The sequence below is a fragment of the Chitinophaga sp. 05T412 genome (assembly GCF_056396465.1).
Genome location: NZ_JBFTLN010000004.1, coordinates 127,883 through 145,397, shown reverse-complemented (window position 1 = coordinate 145,397; position 17,515 = coordinate 127,883). Strand labels below are relative to the sequence as shown.

The window sequence follows — 17,515 nt, the reverse complement described above, 5'->3', positions numbered from 1 at the left end:
TATCGCTCCCCACAAATCCGTAATTCGTAATTCGTAATTCTTCTTGTCTACCTCGTTAAAAAAAGTATAAACAGCTGCATCTTTTCTATAAAAATGGTTAATTAGTAACTGCTAAAAAACCTTGCATGCAGCATCTCAGTGAACCATCCCCACCCTGGGCCTTATTCAGGAAACTTGTTTTCCGGTTCGTCACCATTTATTTCCTGCTGTATTCTGCCGGAATGTTGGGTGGTTTGCAATGGTTCTGGACACCATTGGCTACTTGGACAGGGAAGTTATTGATTCGCCCGGACTTTGAAATTACGGTATGGACTAACGGTAGCGGGGACACGACATACAACTACCTCGTTACTTTATGCACGTTCATTTTATCATTGCTGATCTGTGCGGTATGGTCCATATTGGATCGCAAAAGGGCAGGTTATGACCGGCTCCTGTATTGGGTGAGGGCGGTAATATGTTATTGTCTGGCCTCCGCCATGATTACCTATGGTATGGCGAAGCTGACGAAATCACAGTTTCCGTTTCCGAGTCTTTCCAAGCTGGATGATCCCTTTGGAAGCACCTCTCCGATGGGGTTAGCGTGGTCTTATATGGGATATTCCACCGGCTACAACCTGTTTACCGGCATGGCGGAATTCCTGGGTGGCTGCTTTCTTTTCTTCCGCAGGACCCGCCTGTTTGGCGCCTTATGGTCTATGATGGTGATGCTGAATGTAGTAGCCATGAATCTCTTCTATGATATTCCGGTAAAACTATTCTCCACACATTTATTCCTGATGGCGCTATTTATTGCCGCTCCTGATATACCCAGGTTGTTTCAATTTTTCTTTTTACAAAAGCCAGTGGAAGTGGCAGCACAGTGGGTGCCTGTTTTTCGCACAACATGGAAGCGTATTACCTTCATCTCCCTAAAATACCTGCTTATCAGTACTTTTTTAGGATCAATGGTATATCAGGGTATTATCACTGTAAAGCGGGGAAACCGGGATACTAAAAAAGTACCGCTATACGGTATATATGAAGTTTCGCAAATACGCGCTGATTCGTTACGCGCCCCCTGGATAGTGGAAATCCGGCGCTTTCAGAAAATTTATATTGAGCAGGAATGGGGATTCACCGTCCGTAAAAATCAAACGGATCTTTCTTACTACCAGCTAAAAACAGATACCTTAAAACATCAGCTTTCTTTCTGGGATAACAATAGCAGTGACACTGTACATCTGCATTATCAGCAAACAGAGAAAGATATATATTTGTGCGATGGTACTGCCGGCAAAGACAGTATACATATGCAATTGAAAAGAAAAGATCCGAACGACTATCTGCTGATTAGCAGAGGCTTTCATTGGATCAATGAGTACCCATTGAATCGGTAATATGACTATAGCAGCACACCGGCAACGCATATACGAGGATGGCTATACAGTGATAGACACCTTGTTTGAACAAGGCGTCATTGACGCCATGCTGGCCGTGATCAATAATACAGACACCTCCGGACCTTTATTCCGTAAAACGAATGACCTTTTTGCCATTCGTCGTTTTCTGCAAACGGTGCCGGATATACGACCACTTATTTTCACTTCTCCCCTACAATCCTTACTGGAAGGCATTTTTGGCGATGGATACTTCCCTGTAAAATCTATCTATTTCGATAAACCCGGCCAATCGAACTGGTTTGTAGCCTGGCACCAGGATCTCACTATTTCTGTGGCAGAAAAGCTGGCCGTACCTGGCTATGGTCCATGGACCATAAAACCAGCGCAATATGCAGTGCAGCCTCCTGTTGAACTACTCGAAAACAACTTTACCATCCGCATTCACCTGGATGATACCGATGAGCATAACGGCGCGTTGAAAGTCATACCCGGCTCTCACCGGAAAGGTATTCACCGGGCAGACACTATTGATAGAAACATGACACCGGATGTTAGTTGTAACGTACGCAAAGGCGGCATTATGATCATGCGTCCACTCCTCATGCATGCCTCTGGTCGCAGCAGCAACGGGCATAACCGCCGCGTGATACATATTGAGTTTAGTAATCAAACCCTCGCGGGCGGACTGCGTTGGGCGGAGCAGAAAGCATAAAGCAGAAAGCATAAAGCAGAAAGCTTAAAGCAAAAAGCAAAAAGCTATTGTAGCGAATGATTAAAGCGTAAAATTAAAAATTTCCGTTCTGATCATTCGCTACAATAGCTTTTTGCTTTAAGCTTTATGCTTTCTGCTCCCTCAATATCCCAGGTTCTGCTTCAGCACTGATGCGCCGTTCTTCACGCTCAGATCTATCTGACGTTGAGGAATCGGGAATCGTACATTTCTGGCAGCGAAGTTACCGTTGGCAATATCTGTTGTAATCTGTTTTTCGTAGGCGAAATAACGATTGATTTCTGTTTGTGCAATGCCCCAGCGAACGAGATCAAAGTAACGATGACCTTCCATGGCCAGTTCCAATTTACGTTCAAACTGAATAGCTTTCATAGACCAGTCCTTACCTTTTTCAGCAAAGTAGCCTGATGCATAAGGGCTGATTTTATAATTGGCGGCTGGCGTATCGGTGTATCCGCCTGTAGGGTCTGATGGATCGAGATACGTTTTCACCCAGCCCACAGGATTGGCAGCACGGTTACGAACCGCATTGACATGTTCTTCTGCAATATTCAGGTCTCCTACCTGGGCCTGGCATTCTGCAGCCATAAGCAGTACATCGGCAAAGCGGATCAGCACATAGTTGATGGCATTGCCGGGCGCCCATCCATTCCCATCATAATATTTATCTTGCGTGGCCTGCATGTACACGTTCTTTACAGCAGAGTAAGGGCCGGCAGAGTGCTGATCACGAATCCAGTCCTGACCAGGATGATTCCCCCAATCGAGGAAAGGAATACCACGGCGCCCTACGGTCCAGTCGAGCCGTGGATCAAGATTACCGGCATCCGGCGTGAATGGCGCAGTACTGAGAAGGTTGGTATCGCTTTTAACTGCGTGCGTATTAAAATCATCCAGATAAGGGAGTCCGTCGGCATCGGTTCGGAAAGAGTTCACCAGGTCCTGTGAAGGCTGATAAAAACCGCAACAGCTAAAGGGGCCATTGTAAGGGTAATTCAGCATGTCGCCCTGGTTAGCGTTACCTGTGCCACCGGAACCGTCGTTAGCGCTATATTGGACCGAAAAAACAGCTTCCGCGTTATTTTCCGTGAACGCATCGAAGTTATCATGGAATTTTTCCATTAGGTGAAAAGATACGCCTTTCGCGGTTTTACCGTTGGCGATGATATCTTCAAAAATCGGAAGGGCATCTGTGTATTTTTTCTGGTAGAGATATGTTTTGGCCAGGTAAGCTTTGGCTGCCCAGGTATTGGCGCGACCAATCACGTCCTGTACTTCGTTCAGATTCTCCGCCGCATATTTGAAGTCGGCTTCAATCATCGGCCAGATACTCTTATCGTTAGGTATTTTATAATCATCTACATTCAGCTTCGCATAGCTCTCCGAGTTTTCATCTGCCCAGGGAACGTTATCAAACATTTTCTTCAGGTCTGAATAGAAGTGCGCGCGCAGAAAACGTGCTTCCGCAGCCCGTTCTTTCTTTTCATCGTCCGTCATATCCGTTACATTCTTCAGGATGTGCAAGACAAAGTTACAGCGACGTACCCCTTCATAATCCACCCTCCACTTATCGTTAAAGAAACCGTTGGTGGCGTTTCCGAAAAAAGTACCTATCTGCAAAATGGTAGCGGCATCACCGGGGTCGCTACCTTTATGGGCGTCCCCGCCACATACGCTGCCATAAATCCAGTTGTCGGGCGATACGGTATAACCACTGCCGCCAGCCAGATTCACCATATCTCCATCTTTAAAATCCTGTCCGTCCAATGCGCCATAGGCGCCTATTAATAAAGTATTAACGCCTTTTTTGTTAGTGAGGGCTGCCTCTTCCAGCGATGATTGTGGCGTACGCTGGAGAAAGCTTTTACCACAACCGGTTAGCAAGGGAGTTGCAATAGCCGCACTCAGTAGTATATGATAAAATGATTTCATGATCATACTTTTTTTAAATGAGCAATTGTTAGAAACCCACGTTAATGCCTATCAGGAACTGACGTTGATTAGGATAAGCGCCTTCATCTACCCCGAAGTCAGTGATATCGGAGCCGCCAATTTCCGGATCAAGACCGGAATATTTAGTGATGGTGAACAGGTTGGCCGCCTGCACATACAAGCGTAGTTTTTCTACCTTTAAACGGGTCAGTGCACCACCTTTGAAGGTATATCCCAGCTGCATGTTTTTAGCGCGTAAATAAGCCCCGTTTTCCACCATGTAAGAGTTAGGAACGTTGTTGGTACTGGTAGAGCCGTCCACTTCCTGAATAGGAGCTGTGGCATTGTGATGATCTGGTCTCCAGGAATCATAGAGGGCGGTTTTACTTTTTGCGCTGATAAATGGTCCGTAGAAATCGCGCCACCAGCGTACGTTATTCCAGATCTGGTTACCGTGTGTACCAAAGAGGAAAAGGCTGAAGTCAAATCCTTTGAAAGTCACGCCGATATTTAATCCATAAGAGAAGTCAGGGTTAGGATTACCCAGGAAAGTACGGTCGTCTGGCGTAATAATACCATCCCCATTTACATCCTGATAGCGGAAACGTCCCAGTCCCTCTCCTTCCTGATAAGTAGCATCCGGTGTGTTGGTGGACTTTTGCGCCTGTTTATCGGCGGCGGCTATTTCCTCTGCACTATTCCAGAAGCCAACAACTTTATACCCGAAGAAGGAAGATACCGGCTGCCCTACTGCATTGCGGATGATATTCTGACCATCGAAACGACGGCTATCGGCATCGAAATACGCTGCCGCTTCTGCAATTTTGATGATTTTGTTTTTGTAGGTAGTCAGTGTACCCGTTACGTTTAGTTGAAGGTCTTTGTTAATACTTTTATGCCAGCCTATGGAGAAGTCGAAGCCTTCATTTTTCATTTGCGCAATATTCACATAAGGCTGTTTGGAAGTACCAGCAAGGCCCGGCAGTTCGGGATTGTACAGCAGGTCTTTGATATCTTTGCGGTAGTAATCGGCGGAGAAATCCAGTTGTCCGTTGAACAGGCTGGCATCCACACCAATGTTAGCATTGACATCACTTTCCCATTTGGCGTCGGGGTTACCGATCTGGAAGCTGGCAAATCCGGCGGTAAGACCGTTGTTGATGCCGGCCAGATCATAATAGGTGGAGCTGCGTTTACCACCATAAAGAAAGTAACCGTTGTTGACGCCAAGGTTTAATTGGTTACCCATGATTCCCCAACCACCACGTAGTTTCAGTTCAGATATCCAGGTTACCTTCTTCATAAATTCCTCCTGGGAAATACGCCAGCCAGCAGAGATAGCGGGGAAAGTACCATAAGGATTATTTACAAATTTAGAAGAGCCATCCCGGCGAATCGTTGCACTTAGCAGGTATTTATCTTTGTAAGCATAATCTACCCGGCCTAATATAGAAAACAGTCCTTCTGACTCCCGGGTACTGTAATTCGTTTGTACACCGGTACCGGTAGTCAGATCAGGGAAGTAAGGATCAAATGTGAAATAATCCTTGGTAGTACCTCCTACTGTTCTGTTGCGGCTATCAAAGGCTTCTGTACCTGCAATCACTTTCACATCGTGTGCATTGTTGAAGGTTTGATGCCAGGTGAGTGTGTTGGTCCAGGTCCATGCATGCGCGTTGGTAGAGCCTTCTGTATAAGAATTGACGCTGGAGTTTTCCTTATTCTCGTATTGCGGATAGGTAAAATTATGGGACCATCCGGACGATATTTCACCGCCAAAGCTGGTGCGGAAGGTGAGGTATTTCAGGAAATCTATTTCTCCATACACATTACCAAACAAACGGCTGTTAAAGCCTTTATTGTTGCGGGTACGATCCTGAATGGCTACCGGGTTGTTGGCGTCTCCCAGTGCGTCTCCGGCAGAACCGGCATAGTTGCCTTTGATATCGTATACCGGGATAATGCTCTGTTCACGCATCGCGTGACCAATTGCCGCATCAGCGGAGTTGATCTCCACGGTTGGGTTTTCAGACATCGCAAACGCCAGGTTTTCTCCTACGCGGATATGATCACTGATATTGTATTGGGTATTGGAACGCACCGTGTAGCGGCGCAGGTAGGTATTCATTAAAGTTCCCTGTTGATTAAAATAATTTAGGGAGAAGAGATAGTTTCCTTTATCACCGCCACCACTCACCGCTACGTTGTGGCTGGTGATGGGCGCTGGCCGGAATATCTCGTGGTACCAGTCGGTGCCTGCTTTATTCGCTCTGGCAATCTGGTAGAATTTATTGTAGTCGTCCTGGTCCGTATAATTTGGATTCACGTAATACAGCGCGGGGTTTACCCTTGGATCGCCTTCCATAGCACCGGATGGCAATATATAATCCGGGATCACCGGCGTAGCGCCATCCCCATATTGGGTTGTTTTCGGGTCAGCGCCGGAATTCTTATAGGCGAGCCATCTGAGTTCGGCCTGTTCTTTTGGATTGAGGGTATTCCACACATTCCCTTTTTTAGGGTATTGACGGCCATAGTAGCCATCGTAGCTTACTTTCACTTTACCACTGCCACGGCGGGTGGTGATGATGATGACCCCATTGGAGGCACGGGAACCATAAATAGAAGCGGCGCCGGCATCTTTCAATACCTGCAGGTTGGCCACATCATTGGGGTTGAGGTCAGCTATATCAGTGGTGGGTACACCATCCACCACATACAGGGGGGAGTTGGAGCCGAAAGTGTTGACACCGCGGATGCGAATCTGCGGTGACTCTCCTGGCTGACCGGAGCCAATTACGGTGACACCGGAAGCTTGTCCCTGCAGCTGTTCCGTTACCTGCGCCGACGGCTGTTTGATTAAATTATCGATGTTTACCACGGCTACTGATCCTGTGAGGTCTTTCTTCTTTTGGGTGGTATAACCGGTTACTACTATTTCGTTGAGTGCACTAGCGCCTTCTTTCAGGGTGACATTGATGAGCTGTCTACCGCCAACGGCTAAACGCTGCGTTTCATATCCGATAAAACTTATTTCCAGTTCATCATTGCTTTTACCCGGTGCTGAAATAGAATAGGTACCATCCGCGCTGGTAACAGTACCGACATTAGTACCGCTGATGCGCACGGTGACACCAGGAAAGGGGTTACCTTTCTCATCTTTTATCACTCCCCTGACCGGGTGTTGTTGCTGTACCGCTCCAGATTCTGCGGGCGCAGATGCCGGTGCTTTTTCGGAAACCATGTAAAAGTGTTCCCTTACTTTCTCGTAGTGGAGATTGAAGGGTGTGAGGGCTTTACCCAATGCTTCTTCGGGCGACTGGCACGTAGCAACAGACAGTTGTACCTTCTTATTTTTAACGAGGTTGCTTTTATAAGCAATAGATACATTGAAGTGGGCTTCAATGAGGTGTAGTACATTTTTCAGGGAAGATTCATCAGGTTGTTCCTCTTCGCTGTTGTTGGCTTCGGGGGGCGTCTGTGGACTGGCTACGGCAGCGAGGTCCTGTGCAGATACCGTTTGGGATAGGAAATACAGGGCTAATGCTTGCATTAGCAAAACACGTAAACCTTTTTTCATTTTGAACAGGTTTTAACGATTAAGGAATAGACTATTTTATCATTATGAGCGGCGACAGTTACTTTTTACGGATCCAAACTTCATCGCCTCTTTGGTTGAATTGCATGTGAAAAACCTTACTCAGCTGAGTCATCATCGTATCTGGGTTATAAATAACAGGCATTGACCCGGATACTTTATAGCTTAATAATTGCGTGTCCTGAACGATGAGTGTTTTACCAAACACTTGTTGCATAAAGGCGGCGGCATCGCTGAGGGTGAAGTCGTCCATTACCAGCCTGCCGGTATGCCAGGAGGTGAACTTATCCGCGATCACGCTCTTTTTCGTATAGTCGCCATCGAGTTTATTATAGCGGACCATTTCACCCGGATGCAGGTATAATTCTGCCGCGGCTTTGCCGTCGACCGGCGCACCTATATTGAGCAGTATACTTCCTTGTTGCAGTACCACTACGATCTCCTTACCGCTGTTATTCACGTTAAACTGCGTACCTAATACTTCCACGCTGAGGTGATCATAAGTATGCACGATAAACTTCTGGTGATTAGCCGTATGTTTTACATGGAAGAAGGCTTCACCATCTAACCATACTTCTCTTTTGCTACCGGGGGACGCCGCATAGAGTAATCGTGAATTGGCGTTCAGTGTTACTTCCGAAGAATCCGGCAGTATCATTTTTTTTGTTTCGCCCAGCTGCGTATATACACTCACGATCACCGGCTGAGGGTTGCGGGATTGCCACCACCACCAGGCGGTAGTCAGCAGCACGCCTAATAGTAACGCCGCCGCATATTTTCCGGTTTGTTTCCACCAGGGTACCGCCGCAACACTATTCGTTGTATTTTGTTCCTCCTCTCCCAGCCCATTCCATACGGCATCCCACAGTTGTTCCTTCTCCGTATTGGAGAGGGTGTATGAACGGAATTTTATGCTATGCACCAGTTGCCGGGCGTCCTGGATAATGGTAGCTTTTTCGGGATGCTGGCCTAACCAGGTATCCCAAAATACATTTCCCCGTTCCGGGTGCAGCACCCATTCCTGGAAACCTTCATCCATGGCAAAGTCCCTGGCGGTGTATAATAAGTAGTTGCTGGTTGCCAAAAGAACATGCTTTTCTTTAAAGAGACCGTAGTGAGAAAAACCTCATCACTTTTTTCAAAGTTTTTTTTTATTTGCTTAAAAGCAGCAACAGGAGGGGCAGAGAGATGTTTTTCCGGAGGATGCTGATGGCTTTGGAGATGGTATTATAGACTGAGTCTACCTGCATGGACATCACATCGGCGACTTCTTCGTAATTGAGGTTTTGGAAGAAACGGAGGTAGATGGCTTCGCGTTGGCGACGGGTAAGGCTGGCCAGTCCTTCCTGGAGGAGGCGTTTTTGCGCTTCCAGTGTTTCCTGTTGGATTAACTGATTTTCGAGGGGGAGCGTATATTCAAATTCGAAGGCCTCCCAGGAGTCGCGGTGCTGACAGCGGCGGTCCTTACGGAGTGCCCGTAGCAGGCGTCTTCTCAGGCTGCTGATCAGGTAATAGCGTACGTGCTGAATATCGGCCGACAGGTGTGTTCTGCTGGTCCAGAGGTCCTGGAAAAGGTCTTGCAAACAGTCTTTCACCCTTTCCTTATCCTGGCAAAAGTGCATGCCATAATGAAAGAGGTCATCAATATGTGTATCATATATTTCGGCGAAAGCGTGGCGGTCACCCTGTAGAAATCGTCCCCAAAGTGAGGAATGGGAAGTCACCACGCGCAAGCCAGATTTATGGGCTTTCCCTGTGTACATACCTATTTTGGTTGATGTCTTAAAGCTTGTGAATTATTCTGACAACTGCAAATATATTTTGGTACAGGATATGTCTGGGATACATCACATTAAAACTGAAGACTATGAAACGCATTTCTTATTGGATGTTAACAGGCCTTGTTCTTTTTCTCAGTAGTTGTAAGGTAATTGGTGGCATATTCAAAGCGGGCGTCTGGACGGGGATACTAATTGTTGCCCTGGTGGTAGGGTTGATTATATTTTTGATTAGTCGTGGTGGGAAGCGGGATTAGGGAAGTATTTTTTAAAAAAGTATACTTAATATTTTGAAAAATAAAATAATTAGCTACTTTTGCATCCCGTCAAATAATAAAATACCGGTTAAAACGGGACGTAGCGCAGCCCGGTAGCGCGCTTGCATGGGGTGCAAGAGGTCGCAAGTTCGAATCTTGTCGTCCCGACTTTAAAAAATAAGCCTTAAATCCTTTATCAGTAAGGGTTTAAGGCTTATTTTTTATTTAATTTTCTTTAGATTTTTCTGTTCTAAAATTTACACTTTTTAGCTCTTTTTGGTCAGAAACTGGTCAGGAATTGGCCAGAAAAATGGAGCAGAAAACAAAAGCACTCAAAGGGGAAATAAGAATTTCCAACGCTCAAGGTAGAATTAGGCTAAGATGGAGTTACAATGGTGAAAGATATTCTCTAAGCCTTCCATATGCCTATATTGACGAGAATTTGCCTCACGCCACTATTAAGGTGGCAGAGATAAAGCTTGATATGCTAAAGGGGGATTTCGACACCTCTCTCAAAAAATACAATCCTTCTTCAGTAAAAGTATCAAATACAGCTAATCGAACTGTGCCCCTTAAACAAGATACGTTTTCGCAGCTTGCTTGTACAACACAGATAGAAATAACAGATTTATCTATTTATAGCCATCTTGGAGAATTAATATCTGAATTTAATGATTGGACTAAAAATATCCTAAATGTTGATATTGATAACTCCTTCGACTATCTATACACACGTAAACTGCTAGAAAAATGGAGGGAGACACCAATAATCCAGATTACACAAAAATTGAGTAGCGAAGAGTGGGCCGCATCTACTTATAATAGACGTTTAGGATATTTAAAAAAGTTTTTTACGTGGTTATTAGATTCAAAGAAAATCCAACACAACCCTTTATTGCGTGTTGTTCGAAGAAAGATTAAACGAAAAAAGAAAAATCCACGCCGAATACCTCTTAATTCAAGCGAAATAATACAATTTCTTGAGGCCATAAAGAACAATACTTATTGCCCTACTGCATCTCATTATAAACACTCCCATTACTATGCCTTTTTGCGTTTTATTTTTCTAACCGGAGTTAGAAATGCGGAAGCAATTGGCCTTAAAGTTAAACATATAGATTTTTCCAAAAGACAAATTGAAATCTCAGAGGCATTAGCCCGTACAATTAAGGGGACCCACCATGCAGCGAGGATTGAAAAAGAAACTAAAACCGGTAATTCCCGAATTTTACCACTAACAAATGAACTTTATAATTTATTAATTATCCTAGTTGAGGGGAAAAAGCCTAACGATCTGGTCTTTTTATCGCCTAAAGGGTTATCAATTGATGATAGGATGTTACAAAGAAGGGTTATTAAACCAGTTTTCATTAAATTGAAAATTGAAATTCGGGATCTGTATGTAGCAAGGCATTCATTTGGGACCAGAGCAGTTCAACAGAATATACCTCTTACTGAAATAGCCTATCTCATGGGCCATAGTACAATAGAAACCGCGGTAAGAAACTATGTAGACGTAGGATCAAAAGGCAAAACCTTACCTGAATTAAATCAATAATTGTTCTTATCCCCCTCCCGGAGAGGGGGGTAAATTTAATAGAATAAAGTAAAATAGATGTGATTTCTAATCTATCTTAGCAATAAAAGTGAAAAATGCCAACTAAAGAAGAATTAGATGAAATGGAAGGCTATTTTAAAAATCTACGTTTACCAAACAAAGTCGTAATTGAAAAAGGAAGTACTATAACAGATATACCCAAATTCATCAATACTTCATTAGTAATTTTACGACAATACCGTGGCCCTATTCACGATCCAGTTTTTCTAAGGCTTAAAAAATTGCGTGAAATAATGGAATCTGAAAAACAAGAGCCGCTTTGATAATACCCCATGAAATAACTATTAGTTTCCGGTAAAAAAGCATCAGGCGCTCCCGGATACATGATATAAAAACCGGTTCTGTAAAAACAGGCTCGGTGTTTTTGAATTATTGTTTTGATCACATTATTAGAATCTTATAGTGTAAAAGCACGGAATATTTTTCTTAATTCAATACCTCTAAACGTAAGTGCACGAAAGCTTATAAACGTCACTCGAATAACGCACATGCTAAAAATATTGTTGTATGGCTCTTTATGCACCTTCTTCATCCTCACCGTTAAAAGGATCTTCAACTTCATCGTGCAATTCAATATTAGTGTAAGTATAGGGCATTAAACTACCATAGTGATTACGAAGTAGTGAGAATGTCTCAACTGGTGCAATGTCTTTATCATAATATTCGTAAAAATCATTAGAGCTTATTTCCAAAATTGCAGAAATATCATTGTCAGTTAATTCAAGATTGGCAACTCGTGCATTCTTTTTCAAGTTGTCTATCGTTAATCTGAACGATTCCCTCAAGTGACGAGGACCATGACCGTATTTATTTACCATAATCTTACTTTTTCCTAAAACACAACCGTTTTATCATAGTGATACTGTCTAGTTACAGATGGTTTATCACGACCATAGTAATATGTTGCATTTACTATATAATCCCAAGTAAAAGCAGTCGATCTCGCTGGTAATAATGGGGTGCAATACCATTTCGTATCATAAACAGAAGCCGATCTCTGAACGTTTCTACCATTATCATTATAATAAATAGTATTATTTTCCAGACGGACAAATACATTTACAAATGAAATTATTAATCCATCAAAAGTTTCCATTCCCGCACTGTAGAAGAACTTAAAAGATCGATTATTAATCTCATTAACATATTTTGGATCAACGTTATCTTCATATACCATCGGATCTATCATTTCATCCCCTGTAGTATAATCTTGTCCATAACCTGATTCTGTTCTTAGGTTTGAAAAAGTATTAGTTTTATATAAGGAGCTGTCTCTTTTGACTGCGATAGTCCTTCCGTTTGGATATTCAATTATTATACTGTCATTTTTATAATGATCGTGAATATTAATCACCCCCTGGTTTAAAAGAGAATTAGGTGATTCATTGGTCTTACTGCAGCTATAAAAAATAAATGTTAGGATGATAAAATAAAAGTATGAAATTTCAAATTGGTTTTTTCGCATAATTTTAGGCTTTGATTTTTAAATAATATTATAATTCCTCAAAGGACTGAATCCTTCATTGAGACAGTCGAATTTCAAAAAGGGTGATCATTATACACAACGAATAATATATATGTATTTCTTAAAATGGCGTGGCTATTTCCCCAAAATGACATATCTTCTTCAGGCTATTCATTAACTAACCCTTACACATAATCTAAATTTTACATAATAGTAAATCTTCTAATGATTAATTTAAATGCAACATAAAAAAGACTTGGAAATCAGAACAGGGAGAGCTGATTGGGATCAGTATCAATTATTTTACGTTTCTTAAATACTGGATTTTCAATACCTTTTATAATTTGCCTGGCTTTTTGGACATAGTAATCGTGGTTAACATTGGCTGTATCGAAATTTGTAATTTCATTTGCAATAGTACTATACCAGGTGCCGGCTTCGCACTGTTGCATTTTCACGCCTTTGCCATCGGCATCCGGATTTTTAACCTTTAATAATTTGAAACCAACCTGGCTTACATAATATCGGACAACTCCCTGGTAAATATTACCGGCGCCAGTTTTTTGATCGATGGCTTTATAGTGATAATTTTTAGAAGATTTTACTCCGATACAGAAATCAAACAAATTTAAATGGCCTTTAATTGTCTGCTCTACAGGGATACCACTAACAAAATACTTTTCAATTGCGATAGGAATTATACGCCGGCTCTTATTCTTATGGAGTTCATGACTGGTAGCAAAGTCTCCTTTTTTCTTGATTTCTCCAGAGTTCTTAATAGCTATATAATCATTAACGGAGGATTGTACGAGCATCCTGTAATTGGAGAATTCAAGTTTGCCCATCTCCGTATTCCCTACTATTTCTTCCCACCACCGGCATATTCTGCGATAGTCGCTCTCTTTATGTTTTGGATAGTGACAAACAATACCATCAGTATTTGCAGAGATAACATGAATTCCTTCCACCTCTAGGGCTTCAATAAGCATAAGCATTTCAAACTGATTGCCGATTGTACAGGAAAAATGCACCTTGGGATCATATTGCCAGCTGTTCCTTTCGTTTGTTTTTCCAAATCCGCCACCATTGAGGGCAAGCTTTAAAAATTCAGCCAACCCTTTATACTTTTGCCGCTCTTTTTGTGAAAGAGATGAATCATTGCTTTTCTGTTTGTATTGCAGTCGGAGCCCGATAGTCTTCCTATAGCTTATCAACCAGTTAGGACCTAAATGGCTTGGATACAGATTCCGTTTAACGATTGAATTAGGATACTGAGATCCCACATCCGCATCTTCAATCAGATCATCTCCGGCAACTATTAATCTGCCTTTTTCCGTACTGTGTATACCACCCTTCTTGATTACATAGGTCGTTCCGTTATACTGCAGCTGAAATTCCTGGTCTTCATTCAGGTTAACTCGTACTGATTTTACCTGGTCATAAAGCGCCTTAAATTCCGGGGTCTGAAATTTAACATATTCCGGAATACAGGAACCAAAAGTGAAGCCTGCATTTGATTTACGTTTTTCTTTTAACCAGTAGACAGCGCGAGTATCAGGTAAGCCTGCAGCCTTACAGTATCCAATTTTATTGAGTTCATCCCCTATTTTCACATCAGACCAACTTATAGCCTCTGCTGGAAGCCCAAACTCAGTTATAATATCGAAACGCTCCTGAATACGGTCCTTGCCGGAATATTCTTCAATTTCAGTTTCCCCTCTCGTGACGAGATACAGTCTCGTAGTGGCCTCAACATCATTAATACAATAATGAATTATTTGGTCAATTTCATTTTCAGTGAAATCAGGCCTTCGGTGATCTACTGGAATTCCTTCGATCGTTGGAAAATCCATTGAAAATTCAAGCCACTTTAGCGAAACCCTTCTGCTATCATTATCATAATGATGAATTTTAAACAAATCGATTTGCCGACGCCAAAGAGCTTTTATCTCATAGGGGGATGGTAACCGGTATTTGGCATCATCAATTACATCCTGTGCGAACTGATAGATCTTTGCAGTAATTTGCCCGGGTGATAATAAATACCAATCCTCAAAATTGCTGAGAATGTATTGCACAACCTGGCTGTCAAAAGAAAGACCGTTAAAAGAAACCAGAAAATCCACCTCCTCTTCCCGGAGATGCTTTACCAGGGCATATAGGTCATTTTTGTATTTATCAATTCTGAAAATGGAAAGTTTACCGGTGGTGAGATTTCGTGAGACATACAGAAAAAGCCCATTTAGCGTTTCGATGTCGTATACGCCGTATACCATGATTAAATAGTTGGTAAAGCGCCTATAACCGGACGGGAATGTTTAGTAATATCAGGGAGTTAATAGTGATTGCTGGGGGAAGGGGAAGATGATTTAGCTAGGAACAGGCATAGCTTAGGTAATTCAAAGATGTGGTTTTATAGGGAAACTCAAAGATATTTCTGAAAGACAGGATCTTCGATGTCCCCATCGTAGACTGGGATCTTTTTCCATCGGGTTGGTTCTGTGGTGCTATTTCTTTTAAGCCATAAATCAGCAGCGGATTCTGAAAGTATGATAAACGAATAAAGCCCTGGTGGAATTTCGTGTCGATTATCATTGCTGGTTATCTGATAGCCAATAGCTCGACGGTTTCTGTTATCAAAATTAATACGGGCAGACTCCTCCCCTTCTTCATAAGGACATTCAATGTCATCCTCAATGAATTCCAGATTGTCCATACCGCTTTCATCAATGACTGCTTTCAATTTTGGCTTTGCTTTTCTCCATATTTCTACGTCAGTTTCGACTTCATCGGCAATGACTCGGACCATTAAAGAAACAGAAACTAACTTTGCTACCTTACTCATGCTGGCATTGGATTTAAATGAATATTAACGGATTACTCTTTAATCAGTATACTGTTCCAAATAAAGTCCCGAACCTTTTTGTCTAAGTCTTTATAGGCCTCTACCTTATCTGGTTGTACATCGCTTAGCTCCATAGACAAATAAAGAATGATAGGAATGGGTACATCCAAAGCCCCAGCAAGTTTCCTACTTTCCTCCTTTTCAGGCTGTCTTTTACCATACTCAATGTCTGACAGGTCATGATGTGAAATGCCAGTCCTTTCTTCCATTTGTCTGAGGGTTATTAATCTGTTTTGCCTGATTATTTTAATTATCTGTCCGTATTTCATATTTAATATTTTACATATTTAACAAAGGGGACGTTTTTTAATGGCCATTCACTGGAACGTCCCTGTAAACCAGTTATAACCTCATCTCATCAGAGATATTGGTTCTCACCTTTTGTTATACTCTTCAGGGCAGTCTGAGTAGTCACTATTCTAATAAAACATTAAGTAACTGATGGGCCATTGGTGCTGATTCCTCCAATCTTGCTGTTTCAACTGCAGAGACGAGTATTTCAACTTCAGGAAAGAAAACAACACCAACTTTATTCTGAGGAGGAGGATACTTTTTAGTATCGCATAATTCAGCCGGAGTGCCAACGTAATATTTTCTACATGCAATTGGCCGACTTTCGTAAATGCTACATACATTATCCTTCAGGAAAACACATGTTGCATAATCTTTTGAAAAAACAAGTTCGATACCGGGAATTTTAGCTTGTTCTTTAAGATAGCCGATATCAATATCTATTTTATTGTTTCGGCAGTGATCAACAATAAGTTTTGCCTCTAAAGGATAGATGTCCACGTTCTGATGGCAGCAATAACTACAACCTTTTTTGCAACTGATACCCGTATCATCGTTTGATAGCTCCATCGAAAGAAAAATATCTATACTTTGCATTATCTCTTTCATTGCTTGAATTCCAAGGGGATAAGCTTTTTTAAAAACATCAGCGTTATTTCCAATAGCTTGTTCAAGTTCATTCATTACCTCCTTGTTTTTCAAGTAATCGGGATTGTCTTTTAAAAAAAGCTGCAATGGGTAACTGATTGCTATTAGCCTATTCATATGCAAAATTTTTGTCCTAAAAGAATTATTCATTTTCGCATTCCTCCAGTATTTCCCACCATGTATCCGACGAAATTTTAACTTGACCATACCAGATTGGTTTTATTCCATCCCATAGCTCTCTTTGAACGAGAGCTGTAATCCATGCTGCTATGCTCCCACGGTAATCCGAGGGAGGAATAGCTGGAACTTTTTTCATAAATTTTCGAGTTGATTACTTATTCCGGGAGGTCAAAGGGGAGATTTTAGGGAAGATATTCTTATTGTTGTTCCACCATTGCATAGCTGTGGGCCTGCCGGCGGCAATATCAGCCGGTAATGAAGAGAGCATTTCATTGTACAAAGTGGCTACTAATTGCTGTGTTTCGGCCTCAGTATAGGTATAATGATATTTCTTAGATAATACCTGTGCTACATGAATACGGTCCTCATTATTAATTACAAGAATAAGGACAAATTGTATTTGTACCGGTTTATCACAAATGTCCCTTGACAAGATAACTTTCCATTGATCGTACTTCAGTGAATATAGCACAGGATCATTAATTATACTTTCCTGACTTAACTCAACTGCCAGTTCCTGTAATGAATCTACATTACTCTCATCAATGAGTACCTCATTTCCACTGGCTTTGAGTTTAATCGTATTAAGTGTTTCTGTAACAATTGCCATTTCACCTTCGAATAGTACAAAATCTCCACTAGACAGCGCCTTTCTGCCTAGTTCATACGGATACACTTTCCTAACTACGCCCTTAAAAATCATATGAAGTAGGTTTTATGTTACTAAATAG

15 protein-coding genes and 1 tRNA gene are annotated in these 17,515 nt (G+C 42.1%); 5 read left to right on the top strand and 11 right to left on the bottom strand.

Features of this window, described 5'->3' with window-relative positions; genetic code table 11:
- Positions 1–125: 125 nt before the first annotated feature.
- Together AC1DFM_RS10910 and AC1DFM_RS10905 are read left to right on the top strand one after the other, a co-directional pair.
- Positions 126–1,379 (top strand): hypothetical protein, encoded by a 1,254-nt coding sequence (locus AC1DFM_RS10910; protein ID WP_477076756.1) that lies wholly within the window; start codon positions 126–128, stop codon positions 1,377–1,379.
- Position 1,380: 1 nt separating this feature from the next.
- Entirely contained in the window at positions 1,381–2,094 is a 714-nt protein-coding gene (locus tag AC1DFM_RS10905) for a phytanoyl-CoA dioxygenase family protein (protein ID WP_477076755.1), read from the top strand.
- Positions 2,095–2,235: 141 nt separating this feature from the next.
- On the opposite strand, the gene AC1DFM_RS10900 is transcribed toward AC1DFM_RS10905, so the two are convergent.
- The 4 genes from AC1DFM_RS10900 to AC1DFM_RS10885 all read right to left on the bottom strand — a co-directional run bounded on the left by AC1DFM_RS10900 (position 2,236) and on the right by AC1DFM_RS10885 (position 9,405).
- Positions 2,236–4,044: a RagB/SusD family nutrient uptake outer membrane protein gene (locus AC1DFM_RS10900; protein ID WP_477076754.1), complete on the bottom strand. Its 1,809-nt coding sequence runs from the start codon at positions 4,042–4,044 to the stop codon at positions 2,236–2,238.
- A gap of 28 nt (positions 4,045–4,072) precedes the next feature.
- A complete protein-coding gene (locus AC1DFM_RS10895) occupies positions 4,073–7,624 on the bottom strand; it encodes a SusC/RagA family TonB-linked outer membrane protein (protein ID WP_477076753.1) in 3,552 nt (1,183 codons plus the stop codon).
- A 58-nt stretch (positions 7,625–7,682) separates the two neighbouring features.
- The gene (locus AC1DFM_RS10890) at positions 7,683–8,726 is read right to left on the bottom strand and encodes a FecR family protein (RefSeq protein WP_477076752.1); all 1,044 of its coding nucleotides are present in this window, start codon (positions 8,724–8,726) and stop codon (positions 7,683–7,685) included.
- Positions 8,727–8,793: 67 nt separating this feature from the next.
- Complete coding sequence (locus tag AC1DFM_RS10885) at positions 8,794–9,405, bottom strand: RNA polymerase sigma factor (protein ID WP_477076751.1); 612 nt, start codon at positions 9,403–9,405, stop codon at positions 8,794–8,796.
- A 366-nt stretch (positions 9,406–9,771) separates the two neighbouring features.
- On the opposite strand from AC1DFM_RS10885, the gene AC1DFM_RS10880 reads away from it, so the two are divergent.
- The 3 genes from AC1DFM_RS10880 (at position 9,772) to AC1DFM_RS10870 (ending at position 11,558) form a co-directional block, all read left to right on the top strand.
- Positions 9,772–9,845: transfer RNA gene (locus tag AC1DFM_RS10880), tRNA-Pro, on the top strand.
- Between the two features lie 142 nt (positions 9,846–9,987).
- The gene (locus tag AC1DFM_RS10875) at positions 9,988–11,235 is read left to right on the top strand and encodes a tyrosine-type recombinase/integrase (protein WP_477076750.1); all 1,248 of its coding nucleotides are present in this window, start codon (positions 9,988–9,990) and stop codon (positions 11,233–11,235) included.
- Positions 11,236–11,330: 95 nt separating this feature from the next.
- Entirely contained in the window at positions 11,331–11,558 is a 228-nt protein-coding gene (locus tag AC1DFM_RS10870; RefSeq protein ID WP_477076749.1) for a DUF6965 family protein, read from the top strand.
- Between the two features lie 252 nt (positions 11,559–11,810).
- Here AC1DFM_RS10870 and AC1DFM_RS10865 read toward each other — a convergent pair whose 3' ends face one another.
- The 7 genes from AC1DFM_RS10865 to AC1DFM_RS10835 all read right to left on the bottom strand — a co-directional run bounded on the left by AC1DFM_RS10865 (position 11,811) and on the right by AC1DFM_RS10835 (position 17,394).
- On the bottom strand, positions 11,811–12,047 hold the full coding sequence (locus AC1DFM_RS10865) for a hypothetical protein (protein ID WP_477076748.1): 237 nt from the start codon (positions 12,045–12,047) through the stop codon (positions 11,811–11,813).
- An 80-nt stretch (positions 12,048–12,127) separates the two neighbouring features.
- Positions 12,128–12,760 (bottom strand): hypothetical protein, encoded by a 633-nt coding sequence (locus tag AC1DFM_RS10860; RefSeq protein ID WP_477076747.1) that lies wholly within the window; start codon positions 12,758–12,760, stop codon positions 12,128–12,130.
- A 263-nt stretch (positions 12,761–13,023) separates the two neighbouring features.
- Entirely contained in the window at positions 13,024–15,036 is a 2,013-nt protein-coding gene (locus tag AC1DFM_RS10855; protein WP_477076746.1) for a DNA polymerase family B protein, read from the bottom strand.
- Positions 15,037–15,185: 149 nt separating this feature from the next.
- Positions 15,186–15,605: a hypothetical protein gene (locus AC1DFM_RS10850; protein WP_477076745.1), complete on the bottom strand. Its 420-nt coding sequence runs from the start codon at positions 15,603–15,605 to the stop codon at positions 15,186–15,188.
- A 32-nt stretch (positions 15,606–15,637) separates the two neighbouring features.
- The gene (locus AC1DFM_RS10845; protein WP_477076744.1) at positions 15,638–15,934 is read right to left on the bottom strand and encodes a helix-turn-helix domain-containing protein; all 297 of its coding nucleotides are present in this window, start codon (positions 15,932–15,934) and stop codon (positions 15,638–15,640) included.
- Between the two features lie 145 nt (positions 15,935–16,079).
- A complete protein-coding gene (locus AC1DFM_RS10840; protein WP_477076743.1) occupies positions 16,080–16,811 on the bottom strand; it encodes a YkgJ family cysteine cluster protein in 732 nt (243 codons plus the stop codon).
- A 124-nt stretch (positions 16,812–16,935) separates the two neighbouring features.
- Positions 16,936–17,394, bottom strand: a complete 459-nt coding sequence (locus AC1DFM_RS10835) for a hypothetical protein (protein ID WP_477076742.1) — start codon at positions 17,392–17,394, stop codon at positions 16,936–16,938.
- Positions 17,395–17,515 lie beyond the last annotated feature (121 nt).